11 protein-coding genes are annotated in these 15,145 nt (G+C 40.4%); 2 read left to right on the forward strand and 9 right to left on the reverse strand.

Annotation, left to right across the window (positions count from 1 at the left end; translation table 11 throughout):
• Positions 1-133: 133 nt before the first annotated feature.
• The 3 genes from N5O98_RS12630 to N5O98_RS12640 form a co-directional block, all read right to left on the reverse strand.
• A complete protein-coding gene (locus N5O98_RS12630) occupies positions 134-2,047 on the reverse strand; it encodes a TlpA family protein disulfide reductase (protein WP_004307827.1) in 1,914 nt (637 codons plus the stop codon).
• A gap of 191 nt (positions 2,048-2,238) precedes the next feature.
• The gene (locus tag N5O98_RS12635) at positions 2,239-4,056 is read right to left on the reverse strand and encodes a M56 family metallopeptidase (RefSeq protein ID WP_004307828.1); all 1,818 of its coding nucleotides are present in this window, start codon (positions 4,054-4,056) and stop codon (positions 2,239-2,241) included.
• 18 nt (positions 4,057-4,074) lie between these two features.
• The gene (locus N5O98_RS12640) at positions 4,075-4,440 is read right to left on the reverse strand and encodes a BlaI/MecI/CopY family transcriptional regulator (RefSeq protein ID WP_004307829.1); all 366 of its coding nucleotides are present in this window, start codon (positions 4,438-4,440) and stop codon (positions 4,075-4,077) included.
• Between the two features lie 397 nt (positions 4,441-4,837).
• Between N5O98_RS12640 and N5O98_RS12645 the strand changes: the two genes are divergently transcribed.
• Positions 4,838-5,401, forward strand: coding sequence for a porin family protein (locus tag N5O98_RS12645; protein ID WP_004307830.1), 564 nt, complete (start codon positions 4,838-4,840; stop codon positions 5,399-5,401).
• A 150-nt stretch (positions 5,402-5,551) separates the two neighbouring features.
• Here the strand turns inward: N5O98_RS12645 and N5O98_RS12650 are convergent, their stop codons facing one another.
• The 5 genes from N5O98_RS12650 to mdh all read right to left on the reverse strand — a co-directional run bounded on the left by N5O98_RS12650 (position 5,552) and on the right by mdh (position 11,769).
• The gene (locus N5O98_RS12650) at positions 5,552-6,811 is read right to left on the reverse strand and encodes an ABC transporter permease (RefSeq protein WP_004307831.1); all 1,260 of its coding nucleotides are present in this window, start codon (positions 6,809-6,811) and stop codon (positions 5,552-5,554) included.
• On the reverse strand, positions 6,812-7,993 hold the full coding sequence (locus N5O98_RS12655; protein WP_004307832.1) for an ABC transporter permease: 1,182 nt from the start codon (positions 7,991-7,993) through the stop codon (positions 6,812-6,814).
• 2 nt (positions 7,994-7,995) lie between these two features.
• Entirely contained in the window at positions 7,996-8,988 is a 993-nt protein-coding gene (locus tag N5O98_RS12660; protein WP_118161032.1) for an HlyD family secretion protein, read from the reverse strand.
• Between the two features lie 106 nt (positions 8,989-9,094).
• Positions 9,095-10,558: a TolC family protein gene (locus N5O98_RS12665; protein ID WP_008776704.1), complete on the reverse strand. Its 1,464-nt coding sequence runs from the start codon at positions 10,556-10,558 to the stop codon at positions 9,095-9,097.
• A 269-nt stretch (positions 10,559-10,827) separates the two neighbouring features.
• Positions 10,828-11,769: a malate dehydrogenase gene (gene mdh / locus N5O98_RS12670; protein WP_004297234.1), complete on the reverse strand. Its 942-nt coding sequence runs from the start codon at positions 11,767-11,769 to the stop codon at positions 10,828-10,830.
• 885 nt (positions 11,770-12,654) lie between these two features.
• Here mdh and N5O98_RS12675 point away from each other — a divergent pair.
• Entirely contained in the window at positions 12,655-13,527 is an 873-nt protein-coding gene (locus N5O98_RS12675) for a hypothetical protein (protein WP_008776712.1), read from the forward strand.
• Between the two features lie 634 nt (positions 13,528-14,161).
• Here N5O98_RS12675 and N5O98_RS12680 read toward each other — a convergent pair.
• On the reverse strand, positions 14,162-15,031 hold the full coding sequence (locus tag N5O98_RS12680; RefSeq protein ID WP_004307836.1) for an NAD kinase: 870 nt from the start codon (positions 15,029-15,031) through the stop codon (positions 14,162-14,164).
• Positions 15,032-15,145: the final 114 nt, after the last annotated feature.

Genomic DNA, 15,145 nt, shown 5'->3' on the forward strand with positions numbered 1-15,145 from the left:
GAAAAACTTTATACCTAAAGATACGAAAACTTTGGGTAATAACAAAGCCCGGGCTTGAGAAAGTCTGGGCTTTGCGCATAAAAAAAGGCTGTGTCAGCGTTTTGACACAACCTCTATCTTTTTAACGTTCGAATTACTTGTTCAAAGCTTTCATAAGCTCTTTTTTCATGGTGTCTACTCCGGGAAATCCAGTTTGTTTGAAGGTGATATTACCCTCCGGATCAACAACAAAATAAGTGGGAACTCCCCGGATATTGAAGCTGGACATCAGAAAACTCCATTGTTCATTTGTCACACGGAAATGCTCACCATGAATGTCGGTAATCATATTTTCCCAAGTGCCTTTGGGTGAAGTTTCGCCTGTGATGTAGAGGTAGATAATATCCTTGTCTTTTAATTCCTCTTTCATTGGAGTAATGGCTTTATTGGCTGTGCGACAAGGGCCACACCAAGTTGCCCAAAAATCGACTAACAACGTGTGTCCACGGAATTTAGAGATAATGGATGGGAATAAGTCCTCATTGGAGACTTGTCCCGTCTCGTTTACAGTGAAGCCTGTCTTTCTTTTGTTTAATTCTATTTTCTTTATTATTTCTTTGTTCGTTTGGGTAAGCATCTCTGCGTATGCCGGGGAAGAAAAAGTTTTTAGTTCGGCATTCTGCTCTGTTGTTAACGGGGTAAAATCCTTTATGGATTGATACAGCTTATTAAATTTAATGTTATCGAATAAGGGTCCCTGTCCCGTTCCCAGTGTCTCTTTAAGTACATCTAAAGAATTTGGCAGAAAACTTATCAAGTATATTGTTGATGCGTAATATTTACCGTATAGCGCTTTCAGAGTGTTGATAGAAGTGAACTCTTTCAATATGTCATAGTATCCTGTAGGAATATCAATGCGGGTATTGTAGAAATAGTCGTCGGTCTGTTCTTTATTCAGTTTATTAACAGTGATATATGCTGATTTTAGTTCTCTCTCCGTCATGGCGATTTTACCAGTCGCTGCCAGATCTACCTGAATATTTAATAGCTCTTTACACGCATTGCTGTATGGGGATTGTGCAATTTCTTTTCGAATGGATGGAAGACGCTCCAATACATAAGCCTTGTATTCATCTGCGCTTTTCCCGGCAATGTCGTTGTACATATCCATGTAATAAACGCTTTTCAATACAATATCTATATCTACGGAAGCTAATTCTTGTTGCAGACTAGCCAGATAACCATTAAAGTATACAGGTTCTCCATACGTTTTATCCTTTTTTTGCAGATGCGCCTGTCTACGGCATAGTTCCTTTGTATTGATGATGAGCGATGTCTCTTCGTTGGGAGCTATCAGACACTCGATCCAGCCAAAAGGAAGTTCTAATGCTACACTTGTAACGGACGCTACTTTGACCTCCGCCTGAAAAGTGCCGTCTTCTTTGATCTTTATGATATTCTGTTCGTTGTGGACATTCAATGCAGGACTTTCTATATGCATCTTCATTTGTTGCATCATCTCTTTTTGATAGTCCAGTATTTTTCCTTTAAGTGTAGCAGTCCCATAAACCAACTTTGGAGTAGGCAATATCGCTTTCTTATTTATTTTGTGTACGACTGCTTCTTTGGGAAGTTTTTGTTTATAGAATGTATCTTTGTCTAATTGTATTCCCCATATCTTATAGGCCCCGTCGAAGTCTCCTTCCGAGAAATCCAGACTGGTTACATTTTCAGGTATTGGGGGAAATAAGAGTTGAAACTCCGCTTCTCCCGATTCCGGCATCCAGAATTCCTTATCCAATGTGATTCCAACTCCCTTTCGGATGGGATAAAGCATTCCATTATTATCTTTCAGAAAACTGCCCGTTGCTATTTTAATCCAGTATTTCGGACGATAAAAAGCCTTTATATACACTGTTGTCACGGTATCACTCATGACAATTTTATCAATCTCAATACTATTGGAGCTCCATGCTAGAAAAGGAGGCCGCTCGATAACTCTGTCTTTGGCTTGTATGGTGCAGATTGTGCAGAATATTAAACCGATAATCCATGCGAATCTTTTCATGTGAATAATGTTTTATTACACGAACAAATATAAGGATCTTTTTATAACTATCCTTGTAAAAAACGGAAAAAGAAATGACTTTTTTCAGCACCGGGGAAAGATACGTCCGGCACCGGGGAGGAGAGGGTTCCCCACCGATGAACGCCCCGTTCCTCACCGATGAGGAAAGGGAGCGGTATCGGGGAAGTTATTTATTGTAACCGGAACGTGATAGGGAGGGTATACTTAACAGGGACAGCCTGTCCTTTTTGCATTCCCGGTTCCCATTTAGGCATGTTTCCCACTACACGGATGGCTTCTGCATCCAGTGACGGAGATACGCTACGTAATACTTTTACGTTTGACAAACTACCGTCTGTTCCGATAATCATTTGTATGATTACCCTGCCTTGTTCTTTGTTTTTTTGAGCAATGACAGGATATTTGATACTTCTAGCAAGATAACGCATCAACCCGGCTTGTCCCTCCGGGAATTTGGGCATTGTTTCTACTACAGTGAAAGCCTGATCTGTGTTTTCTCCTTTCACACCTACTGCACCGGGAGTTGAATCTTCCTGTGGACCGTATCCCACTACAACTACTTCGTCCAGATCAGACTGCTTGATCTCTTCCGCTTTGGGGGTGGGGGGATCGGATAGTCTGAAAGCAACGGGAACTGTAAATCTTACATTTACTGCTTCCCCTCTTTGTTTTCCAGGTTGCCATTTAGGCATGGCAGCAATGACACGCATGGCTTCTTTGTCGAGATACGGATTGACACTTCGTTCTACTTTTGTGTCGGCTATACTTCCGTCCTTTTTAACAGTAAAGCTTACAATTACACGTCCTTGTGCACCGATTGCATGTGCTTCAGCCGGATATTTGACATTTTTCGACAAGTAATCCATCAATGCCTTCATCCCTCCCGGAAAATCCGGCATTTCTTCTACAACCTGAAAAACAACAGAATCCGGTACACTCTTGATTTGTGTTTCCGTTACTTCCTTTTCTTTTGTACCTTGCGGAAGAGTGATTTCTTGCATTTCTCTTGTAGAAAGTTCGGGAATATTTGTGGTTTCAGCTTGCATGGCAACTTCTTCTGTTATTTGTCCCATCATTTCTTTTGCAAATTTTTCAGTAGTACGTGCTACCATTTCGATGTTACTGACAATCATCAAGATGGCAGCCAAGGGAAGAAACATCAGATATTTTGTTCTTCCTATTTCTTTCGTTCTTCGTTTATTCATCATTTTAATACGATTTTTGAGTGGTAAAACATTGAAACTATTTGATAAATTTGCTGCAGCCTTGTGATGTGCCAGTCCCAATAAGTGGTACTGGTATGATTTACTATCATGTCCCGTCTCTAATACACGATGGTCTGCCATGTATTCGAGGTTTCCTCTGACTTCCCGTTTCATTAACCAGATAAATGGGTTGAACCAGCAGAATATGCACATTATTTCGCTGAAAAGTACATCCACCGAATGGTATTGACGGGCATGTGTCTCTTCATGCGTAATGATTTCACTGATTTCAGATTCCGTATGTGATTGCGGGTGTATGAATATCCAGTGGAAAAAAGAAAAAGGACCTGTTTCTTTTTTTAATAGATGTACGCGTACTCCTTGTATATTGCTTTTTGAGCATTGGAAATGCAATCGGATGATGCTACCCAGTTGTACGAAGAAACGTGCGGTAAGTAATAACATTCCGCTCCAATAAATAATTTTAGCGAACTGTATGATAACCTCTTGCCAATTTATGACAGTCTCTTGTGTAGGAGTCACAACTTGCTCCGGAAGCAGGATGGTTGCATAAAGATCTGCCATTGCCACCATCGGTTCGTGAGCTTTTATCCATCCCTGGATATTCAGTAGAGGGTAAAGCAAAGAGATGGCAAAGAAACATAACAAAGCCATTCTGCGCCAATGGAAGAAGGTGTCTTTGTGAAAAAACAACCGATAGAATGCGTAGAACAGTGCTATCGCTACATTTATCTTTAGAAAATAAGCTAGTTCCGGAGTCATGATGATGAATGTTTTCTATTAATCTTCTTTTCCTTTTTCAATAAGATCGATAATATCTTTGAGATCATCGGCCGAAATCTTCCGGTCTTTGGCAAAGAAAGAAACCATTTCTTTGTAAGAGTTCTCAAAGTAGTTACGAACTACACCGCTCATGAAATGACGTTTATATTCATTTTCACGAATGGCGGGAGTATATTGGTAGGTATTACCCACACGTTTCGGCGTGACATATCCTTTCCGCTCAAGGTTCTTTACGATAGATGCTACTGTGGTATAAGGAGGTGCCGGTTGCGTATACTTTGCAACAATGTCTTTTACGAAACAGCATTGTAACTCCCAAATGTAGATCATTACTTCTTCTTCTTGTATAGTTAACTTTTCCATGGAGATGTTGTTTAATTACGAATACTTCGCAAATCTACGAATATTTCGTAAATACGCAATAGTTAGTCGGTTAATAATTGTAAATGTATAAATCTTGCAAGAATATTTTAATTGTGATATGATCCTGAAAATATTTAGGCATAAAAACAGACCGGATGAGCATTGTTTTTGCCTAAATAGTCACACTTTAATAACATTTATGCAAAAAAGAGAGTATCTAGGATTTTTTTATATAAAATAAATGAAATATATTTGCGGCTACAAAATATACGTTAAATGTGGAAGGGTGCGTTTCAATGCTTTAACCGGTTGCGAATAATTCCCCGCACTTAAAACAAAACTATTAACTAACAATGCTAACCAGAGGGAAGAGGAAGGCAACTAAAAAATGAATGATATGAAAAAAGGTTTGATTTTTGTGCTATTTGCACTTGTTTCTATCGTTTCTTATTCTCAGATTTCTTGGAATGCCAAAGTAGGTATGAATATGAGTAATCTTACAGGTGATGTAGACACAGACATGAAGATTGGTTTTAATGTTGGTGTAGGTGCAGAATATGCATTTACGGAAATGTGGTCTGTTCAACCATCTTTGATGTTTACTTCTAAAGGTTATAAAGCTGATGGTGTGAAGTGTAATCCAATGTATTTAGAATTGCCGATATTGGCAGCAGCAAGATTTGCCATTGCTGATAATCAGAATATCGTGGTAAAAGCAGGTCCTTATTTTGCATTTGGTGTTGCAGGTAAATATAAATATGATGGAGTTGATGAAAAGGATGATGTTTTTGGAGATGATGGGTGGAAGAGATTTGATGCTGGTCTCGGTGTAGGCGTTGCTTATGAAATTAATAAATTCTTTATTGACTTATCTGGAGAATTTGGATTAACTAAAATTGCTGATGGTGACGGCGCTCCGAAGAACATGAACTTCTCTATCGGTGTAGGTTACAAGTTCTAAACTTATTATACTCTCTTTATAATATCTCTAAAATCCCTCGTTCTATACTCTCTTGGAACGGGGGATTTTTATATTCTTATTCGAAAAAAAACGGCATACCCTCTATGGAAAGGATACACCGTAAACTCTCTCTCTTGTAATTTTCACTCATTAATCACTTATCTGCTTGGATAAGTTTTCTTTCTCTTTTAATTCTTTGTATCGCTCTATTGCATGTTTGCGGCTCATTAGTATTTGCCAGCGGTATACCCAACAGGTGGTAAGGAAATAAATGCCGGCTTGCAACCATAAAGCTTTATATTCAAAAGCTACTTCACTAAGAGTAGCTCCCATATTATTGATTTTTACAAAGCCGTTAATTCCAAAGGTAGAGGGGAAGATGTAAGATACATACTTCCAAAACGGGGGAATAGCTGCTCCCGGCCAAGAGATTCCGGAAATAAATAACAAGGGGACTGACGTGAATACAAAAATCAGCATACACGTCTCCCGGTTGCGGATAGCAATGGAAGCTGTCATGGCAAAGAAAATACAAGCCGCAAGGTAGGGGACAACAAATAATACTAATGAACTGGGTTGTCCGATCTGGTTGAGGCTAAATAATCTTGGGACCACATAAAGTACGTAGAAAGCTACCAATATATAGACCAAGAAATAACTCAAGCCTTTTCCTAATACAATTCGTAGCGTTCCGTTGTAATGACGGTTAATAGGCACGAGATCCTTAAACCTGTTATTTTCACGAGCTGTTCCCGCAGCGAGACCGATACCAAGTAATAATGTTTGTTGGATAATTAATACTAGTACTGCAGGAATTAGGAAAGCAGCGAATCCGGTAGTCGGGTTGAAGATAGAGATTTCTTCATATTCGATCGGATAAGCGGTGATTTCATCCTGCCGGTCGGTTGTATTTCCACTGCGTGCAATCTTGATATCCTTATTCATATTCAGAGAAACCGCTGTGTTGGCAAGAAGCATCGATTTATAATACAACAATCCGCTCATGTCGCAATAGATGCTCACTTGTGTCTGTTTTCCTTTGGCAATATTGTCACTAAAATCCGAAGGGATATAAATGATGCCGTATGCACGCCGGTTTTTCAGCATTTGTTTGGCCTCTTCCATATCGGCACAGTAGGAGACGATTTTAACATCGGGCGTAGCATCTACCTTGCGGAGATATTCGCGGCTAAGAGATGAATGTGAATCGTCAACAACAACAGCAGGAACTTCACGCACTACTTCGTTATCATAGATGAAACTATATAGCAACGGATAACCTAACGGGACGAGTATAAAGAATATCAGTACCCCCTGGTCGCGGAAAGTTGTCTGAAACTCCCGTTTCCAGATATAAAACAGGTCATTGATGCCTTGAGCTATCTTATCTTTTAATTTTATATCTTTCATTTAGGGTATATATTTATAGTAAACCAATGCTTCCTTCAGGCGGTGAACCACGAAGAAGGGGAGCATCATGAATATTAATAGTGCCATATAGTTGGTCCATGAGTAAGCCATACTATATCCGTTGAGCGCCTGATCCACGTAAATAAGGAAATAGTGCCGCAACGGGAATAGATTGCTCAAAGCCTGTAAAACAGGATGCATAGCCATGACCGGGAATGAAAATCCGGAAATGGAGAACGATATGACTCCCCACAGGGAAGCAAAACTTAATCCGAGTCGTAGAGTCGGCAGGGTTCCTATCATGACAATACCACAACATTGGGATGCCAGTACAAGACAGAGCGTGGCAAATATCATCGGAAATATACCGCTGTTGCAAGGAAAATGCAGGAATCCATACAGGTATACATTATAGAATATACCCATAATGAAAAAGACTACAGTGTGGGGAAGCAACTTCCCGGCCAATGCAATATAAATGGAGTTGTTACTCATTCGTAACCATTCGCGAGCCGTACGATCTTTGATTTCTACACCGATTGAATAGACAGTTACCATAAATATTAATAGCATGAGTACTCCCGGTATCAGTGTATTGCATAAGTATACCGAATAGTTTAGCCACGGATTATTCAGTGGGTGTGTATCGATAACAATCGGTTGCAGATATGCCATAGCCTGATCCTCTGTTGCACCTTTGGCATATAACATGGTCCTTGCAGCGGCTCCTGAAGTGAGTTCTCCCATCATTTTCATGTCTCTGAACAATAGAGAACCTGCGATCAGATAGGAGTAATTGGTGTAGAAGGAGATTGTCGGTTGTCGTTGGCTCTGTGCCTCTGCCGATAAACCTTTGGGAAGGTAAAAGAATCCATAGATTTTTCCTTCTTGCATGGCAATGCGTGCATCTGTCACATTACTGTAATGAGCTACAACCCCTGTCTGTGAAAAAGCATCCAGGTTGCGGACAATATTACGGGAAGTAGACGAATCATCCATATCTACTACTCCCGCAGGAAGATCCTTGGGAAGTCCCGAATCCATTAAGGTGGTGAAGAATATATAGCAAAACAGTGGGGCAATGACCATACAGAAGAGGTAGAGCGGGCGTGAAATCAACCGCCGGCACTCTCTTTGCATGACCTGCCACAGGGCTATATATTTCTTTTTTCTCTCTCTCATGATTACTTGTCAATGATGACAGACATACCCGGACGGAGGTTTTCCACTTTCTCTATCGGAGAAGCTTTCACTTCGAATGTTTTCAGGTCGAACTGTCCGGTTGTTTTGGTTGCTTTCCAAGCGGCATAAGTCCCTAAGTCTTTCAGATAATATACTTTGAGTTTGATCTTTTTGTTATCCAGAGCAGGAATGACTGCTTCGAATTCCGAACCCATTGTCAGATTTTTGAGCAGATCCTCGCGTATGTTGAATGTTACCCACATATCGTTGAGCTCGGCGATATTCATGATGGGAGCACCAGTACCTACCAATTCGCCTACCTTCGGGAAAATCTCTGAAACTTCTCCGGCAGCCGGAGCTATGAGATAAGTCTCCTTTATGTACGATTCTACTTCGGCAACAGCACCTTTTGCTCGGTTTACCAAAGCTTCCGCGGCCATCTTATCTTCACGTTCTGCTCCGTTCTTTGCCATAGTATATTGCGCTTTGGCTGCTTTCTCTGTAGCAATGCTTGCATCCCGTTGCGCAGTAACTTCATCCAATTTCTGTGCAGGCATTACTCCCTGCTCATAGAGATTCTTTATACGTTGATATGATTTTTCGGCAATGGTGACGCCTGCTTGGGCTTTTTGCCACATTTCGTATGCCGCCTGGATTTGTTCCTCACGTGCGCCTTTGATTGCTTTTGCGTTTTGTGCTTGTGCGGCAGCTTCGGCAGCACGTGCCTGTTCCATTTTTGCCACTACGTCAGGAGCTTCCAAAATGGCCAGCGTATCTCCGGCATTGACACTTTGTCCTTCTTTCACGCGAAATTCCAATATACGTCCCGGAACTTTGCTCGAAACGCGATACTCGGTAACTTCAGCCTGTCCCTGTATGATTTCAGGACCTTTGCGAAGCATGAAGAAGCCAACGACTGCAACGATTGCAATAACTCCCAGTAGAGTAAGGAATGCAAGCAGCATATTGCTGTTTTGTGATTTTATAGGTGCCATATGATTTATGAATTATGATTTATGATTTATGTTTTATGGATTGTGAGTTGGTTAGGGATTGGGTTGTTTCTGATTGGATTCTTTACTTTATTTTTCTGCTTTTTATTTATTTCAGTGTTCCCAGAGATTTCTTCAGATAGATTTCTGTTAACTTCACATCTATTTGTGCGTCAATCTTTTCTGAATGAGCGGACAGCCATGCCGTTTGTGCTTCAAGAACATTACTGGTGGCAATCACTCCCTCTTTAAAACCAAGCGTTGCATAGCGCAGATTCTCTTCCGCTTTTTCCATGTTTTTGGAAGACATAACCAGTTTCTTACCTGCTTCTTTTACCTTGAAAGCGGCTTGATTGACTTGCAACTCTATTTTTTCGCGTGCGTCCTGAAGCTGGTATTGTGCAATGCGGGCTTCGGCTTTTGCCGCTCTCGTTTTATAAATACCTTCTCCCCAGTGCCATATAGGTATCTGTACCATCACTCCCACATTCCACATGCCTTTGAATTTGTTTTCAAAGCTGTTGAAGACAGAAGGGTTGGTTACCATATAATTCCCCATCAATGCGATAGAAGGAAGATGTTCGGCACGGGTTACGTTTACTTTCTGTTTATAAATCTGTGTCGCTAATTCGAGACTACGTATTTCCGGACGATTCTCATAAGCGGTAGATAAATCGAAATGAGGGTCTGTTGTCAGTAATGGAATATCTTCCATATTTTCATCTGCTAGCGTGATGGGGGAGCTAAGATCAATACCGCATAGTTGGCACAGCAACATTCGGGCAAGGCTCAATCCATCTTCCACTTTGGTGAGTGTCATTTCTGCTTCATTCACCTTGACGCGTACAGACAAGCCATCCGCTTTGGTGGCTACTCCTTCATTAATCATTTTTTCCACATCACCGTCCAGCTGTTGCAAGAGCTTTAAATAACCTTCCGCCAACTTCTTCTTATTAACCAGCGAAATAACTTGCCAATAAGCCTGGTCTGTACTCATGATTACTTCCTGCATGCCACCGTGGTGTTGTTCTTGAGCCAACTCTTCGGCATACTTTGTTATTTTGTTGTACGCCCGGATTTTTCCACCCATATATAAAGGCTGTGTCAATGTAAGAGCACCTGCATAGACATTCCTGGTGTCTGTGCGGAGCGCATCCACTAAAGAGTTTCCCGCTTGGTCGAGAGCAGGCAGAGCCGCTCCTAGTTTTCCGCTTAAGGAAGCAATAAGTGGTTTTAATTCAGGATGTGCTGTTGCAATCTCGGTTGCAGCCTGTTGGATAGGGCCTGCCAGATTAGTTCCTAGTCCTGAAAGCGCAGCTTTCTGGTCGTTGTTTAATAATGAAAACTCTTTCTGGTTTCTCATGTAAGCTCCGGTTGCCGAGAAATTGGGAAGATAATTCGTAAATGCAGCTTTCCGTTGATAATGAGCAGCATTTATCTTCTCATTGCTTATCAACAAATCTTTGTTGTTGGCAAGAGCTAATGCGCGGCAACTATCCAGACTTAGAAAGTTCTGCGCTTTTCCTATGAAAGTGAGACTTAGCAGAATTGTCAGAAGAAATACTTTTTTCATCGCATCTTGCATATTAATAAGGTGATACTTCTATATTTAATAACCCGGTTCTTATGTAATTTGTTTATTGAAGTAGTCTGTTTTTTTGAACTTGTTTACTTAAACAATAATTGCATAAACAACGATGCAAATGTATGAGCTTTACTTGAAAGTGCAAAATGAATTAGCTTTTTTTAAAATATAGTGGGGTAGGATTCTGTAGAAAAGAAAGAAGGCTGTTCCTCGTAGTGAAGAACAGCCTTTCTTGATATATAAAGTAAGGGGATTAATTACAGAGCACCTACTTCTTTCAAAGCAGCGTTCGTTCCGTGAACAGCTTTTGCGCTAGCTGCGAACTTAGCTTTTTCGTCTTCGTTCAGGTTCAGTTCAACGATCTTTTCGATACCGTTCTTGCCAAGGATTACAGGAACGCCGATGCAAAGATCTGATTCACCATATTCACCTTCCAATAATACAGAACAAGGAACCATCTTCTTTTGGTCGTGAAGGATAGATTCAACTACGAATGCTCCTGCTGCACCTGGTGCATACCATGCAGAAGTACCCAGCAATTTAGTCAGTGTAGCACCACCTACCATTGTAGCAGCGGCTACTTCTTCCAGTTTTTCGGCAGAGATGAAATTTGCTACAGGCATACCTTTGTAAGTAGCGAAACGAGTCAAAGGAATCATAGTAGTATCACCGTGACCACCGATAACCATACCTTCTACTTCGTTAGCGTTGCAACCGATAGCTTGAGACAAGAAATATTTGAAACGAGAGCTATCCAAAGCACCACCCATACCGATCACACGGTTTTTCGGCAAGCCCAAAGCTTTCAATGCCAAATAAGTCATTGTATCCATCGGGTTAGAGATAACAACGATGATAGCGTTAGGAGAATATTTCAACAGGTTTTCTGCTACCGATTTAACGATACCAGCGTTTACACCGATCAGTTCTTCACGAGTCATACCCGGTTTACGAGGAATACCTGAAGTAATCACAACAACGTCAGAGTTAGCAGTCTGAGCATAGTCGTTAGTGCAGCCTACCAATGTAGTGTCGAAACCCAGCAATTGAGCTGTCTGCATCATATCCATTGCTTTACCTTCTGAAACGCCTTCTTTAACGTCCAGCATTACTACTTCGTCTGCTACTTCATTAAAAGCAAGTACATTTGCACATGTAGCACCTACGTTACCTGCGCCTACTACGGTTACTTTTGACATAATACTATATATTTAAAAAGTTGATAATTTGTTTTATCTTTTAGCGCGACAAAATTACAACGATAATCCTGATTAAAGAAATTTTTCCGTAATAATTTTAGTTAAAGGTCTAAGTTCTCCGGAATGGATAGCTATCATGAAAAAAAAGTGGTCGAACAAGCCGTTGGCAAGCGTGGAAGAGAAGCGGAGAATAAACAACGAAAACGATACAAAAACGAGGGTGTTCGGAGAGGGTGTTACAAAGCGCTGAAACGCCCGCCAGTAAAGGGGAAAAACCCAATGAAAACCAGTAGAGTAGAGAAGAGTAAAGTAAAGAAGAGTAAGTAAAAGTATTATTTCTGTTATAAACAACAGCAATAATACTGGGCAGAGAAGATGGCTTTGGCTGCTGCCGTTGTCGGTTCGGATCACTTTGTCGGTGTCGTTTCTGTTCCCGTGTCCCTCATGAACTGTTCGTCCGGCAGATGACCGCCTTTTGTCTGGTAGGTTGTTGATGCTCGCCCGGTGGGTAACGGACATTCACACGGTAGATAACGTACGTTTGTACGTTAGGTAAATTCTATATTATTTCTCGGGCTACCGCTTCACTAAAAAATAATTTCAATACTTGTTTGCTAAAGTATCATTTGCTTCAAAACTAGTACGCAAACGAGGTAAAAGTCGCAAATAAGGATGCTCCGATCAGGTAATGTCAGTGGCCGCTTAGGATCATAAAGGAGAATCAGTCGGGGTACTTTACGTCTGTCGGTTCGGCCTGGTTGACTGGTTAATAAATTAAAATTGCATAGATTAGTCGGGAGTTTTTCAAAAACTCTCACTTTTTATACTTGACTTCTGTTGCGAAATGATTACTTTTGCGCACGTTATCAATTCACAACTGAAACTATGAGTAAAAAAAGCCTTCTTATTGCGGCCGTGGCTATCTTGGTGATAGCTATTATTGGTATTACTTATTTATTGTTTACCGAAAAAAAAGCTAATCGGGAGTTAGTGCAGGAATTCCAATTGGATAAGGAAGATCTGGAAAACGAATATAGTCGTTTTGTGCAAGAATATGATGAATTGAAGTTTAAGGTTACTAATGACTCATTAGGAGTATTGTTAGAACAGGAACAGTTAAAGACCCAACGTCTATTAGAAGAACTTCGTACTGTGAAGAGTTCGAATGCAACAGAGATTCGTCGTTTAAAGAAAGAATTGGCTACCTTGCGTAAAGTAATGGTTGGTTATATTAATCAGATTGATTCACTAAATAAACTGGCTGCACAGCAGAAACAGGTCATTGCAGAAGTAACACAAAAATATAATCAGGCTTCACAACAAATCAGTAACCTTTCCGAAGAAAAGAAAAATCTGGATAAAAAGGTGACGTTAGCCGCACAACTTGATGCAACTAATATTCGTATCGAACCACGTAATAAACGCGGTAAAGTGGCGAAGAAGGTGAAAGATGTGGTGAAGTTAGCCATCAGTTTCACGGTCGTGAAGAATATAACCGCTGAAAACGGTGAACGTACCATCTATATACGTATTACCAAACCCGATAATGATGTACTGACCAAGAGTGCATCCAATACTTTCCCTTATGAAAACCGTACATTGGTTTATTCAATTAAGAAGTATATTGAGTATAACGGAGAAGAACAGAATATCAATGTGTTTTGGGATGTAGAAGAGTTTTTATATGCCGGAAATTACCGGGTAGATATTTTTGAAGGCGGGAACCTGATTGGTTCGCAGTCGTTTACATTAAATTAATATCGGGGTATTATTTTTCTCTACCGATATTTTAATTTTCTTCTATATTAACTAACCCGATGGTCTGTTTTTAATATTTCTTCGGGTAACAGCTGTTCTTTTATGGATGAACTGGGGAAAGAACTGCATAAATAATTGCAATAATATACAGAAAATAGGGTGAATGTAGCATGAATTTGCATACAATATGCGGCTTTTTAATCGTAGAAGCCTTCGTTGGATTAAAATCAACGAGATGTCCCTCACCGAGGAAGGATAAGTTCTTCGGTGAGGGACAACTCTTTTCTCGGTGAGGAACTCATATGGGAATGATTGGAAGCAGTTTTTCTCTCTAGTTTGTATGCGAATAAAGATAAGGAGAAATTGATAAAATGAAGGACTGTTGTCTATAAAAGAATGATTTGTAAATGCAATCAGTATAATTTTAATCTTATTGAGTAAATATAAGGGGAAATCATGTTAATCTAATTTCTGAAGATAGTAAATCCCGGCCCTTTTTCTCTTTAGTTGGAATCTATGCCCAATTTGTTGCATTCCCAACAACTTGAATGTCCCTTTTTTTAGAAGTTCTATTTTTAAGTACCGTATAGTTGAATCGGGTGATGAGGAATAACGGTTGCATAATGTGAACTGCTTACCGTCTTCCGTCAGCTCCCCACATCATTTTGCTGCGGAGTGTATCGAAAAAAATGTGATTAAAACGTTTCACTACCTTTATGCTGTAATCTGCCCGACGGATGGTTAGTTGAGTCGTTTCTTTGCAAGTCTCGCTCCTCCCGTCGATGGCGACGAGGAAGTTGTGACTTCTGCTTTCTACATCTAATGTAATCTCCCAGTCATCCCGAATAACGATAGGGCGGACGTTGAGACTATGTGGAGCCACCGGAGTGATGGCAATAGTGTTGGAATGAGGGACGATGATCGGGCCTCCTACACTCAAAGAGTAGGCTGTGGAACCTGTTGGAGTGGCAATTACTAACCCGTCAGCTTGATAAGTATTCAGATACGCGCCATTAATAGCTGTCCGGATACTAATCATTGAGGAGCTGTCTCGTTTGAGAATAGCTATTTCGTTGAGGGCATAAGGAGAATCTTGGAGATGTTTGTCGTTGCAGATCAACTGAAGTACGCTCCGTTCCTCCACACTATATCTGCCGTTTTGGATTTCATCAAATGTTTCCTCCATTTCCTCCGGCGAAATATCTGCCAGAAATCCTAAACGTCCTGTGTTAATTCCCAAAATAGGAATCCCTTTTCTTCCTACGCGGCGGGCAGCTTTCAGAAATGTTCCGTCGCCTCCGATGCTGATTACCATATCGGCAGTAAAATCATCACCATCAAATAATTGATCTGCTTTAATATCCATATTTTCAGAAACTAGGAATTGATAAAATTCCCTGCACATACCAATCTCTGCTCCCTGTTTCTTTAAAAGTTTAAACAAGGTGACAGCATGAGAGGACTTTTTAGCCTGATAAGTATTTCCGAAAATGGCGAATTTCATAAGCAATATCATTAGTTCAGGATGCAAATTTGGCATTTTTTCTTGGATTTCTACTTTAAATAACCAAAAAAGAACCCATAATGCGTTTCGTATTATTAGGCAACTAATAATAAT

It is taken from the genome of Bacteroides sp. LFL-34, assembly GCF_027257075.1.
In the GTDB taxonomy this organism is placed as follows: domain Bacteria; phylum Bacteroidota; class Bacteroidia; order Bacteroidales; family Bacteroidaceae; genus Bacteroides; species Bacteroides ovatus.

Coding starts and splice junctions, on each gene's coding strand:
- N5O98_RS12630 (WP_004307827.1), bottom strand. CDS start 2,047: ATGAAAAGATTCGCATGGATTATCGGTTTAATATTCTGCACAATCTGC.
- N5O98_RS12635 (WP_004307828.1), bottom strand. CDS start 4,056: ATGACTCCGGAACTAGCTTATTTTCTAAAGATAAATGTAGCGATAGCA.
- N5O98_RS12640 (WP_004307829.1), bottom strand. CDS start 4,440: ATGGAAAAGTTAACTATACAAGAAGAAGAAGTAATGATCTACATTTGG.
- N5O98_RS12645 (WP_004307830.1), top strand. CDS start 4,838: ATGAAAAAAGGTTTGATTTTTGTGCTATTTGCACTTGTTTCTATCGTT.
- N5O98_RS12650 (WP_004307831.1), bottom strand. CDS start 6,811: ATGAAAGATATAAAATTAAAAGATAAGATAGCTCAAGGCATCAATGAC.
- N5O98_RS12655 (WP_004307832.1), bottom strand. CDS start 7,993: ATGAGAGAGAGAAAAAAGAAATATATAGCCCTGTGGCAGGTCATGCAA.
- N5O98_RS12660 (WP_118161032.1), bottom strand. CDS start 8,988: ATGGCACCTATAAAATCACAAAACAGCAATATGCTGCTTGCATTCCTT.
- N5O98_RS12665 (WP_008776704.1), bottom strand. CDS start 10,558: ATGAAAAAAGTATTTCTTCTGACAATTCTGCTAAGTCTCACTTTCATA.
- mdh (WP_004297234.1), bottom strand. CDS start 11,769: ATGTCAAAAGTAACCGTAGTAGGCGCAGGTAACGTAGGTGCTACATGT.
- N5O98_RS12675 (WP_008776712.1), top strand. CDS start 12,655: ATGAGTAAAAAAAGCCTTCTTATTGCGGCCGTGGCTATCTTGGTGATA.
- N5O98_RS12680 (WP_004307836.1), bottom strand. CDS start 15,031: ATGAAATTCGCCATTTTCGGAAATACTTATCAGGCTAAAAAGTCCTCT.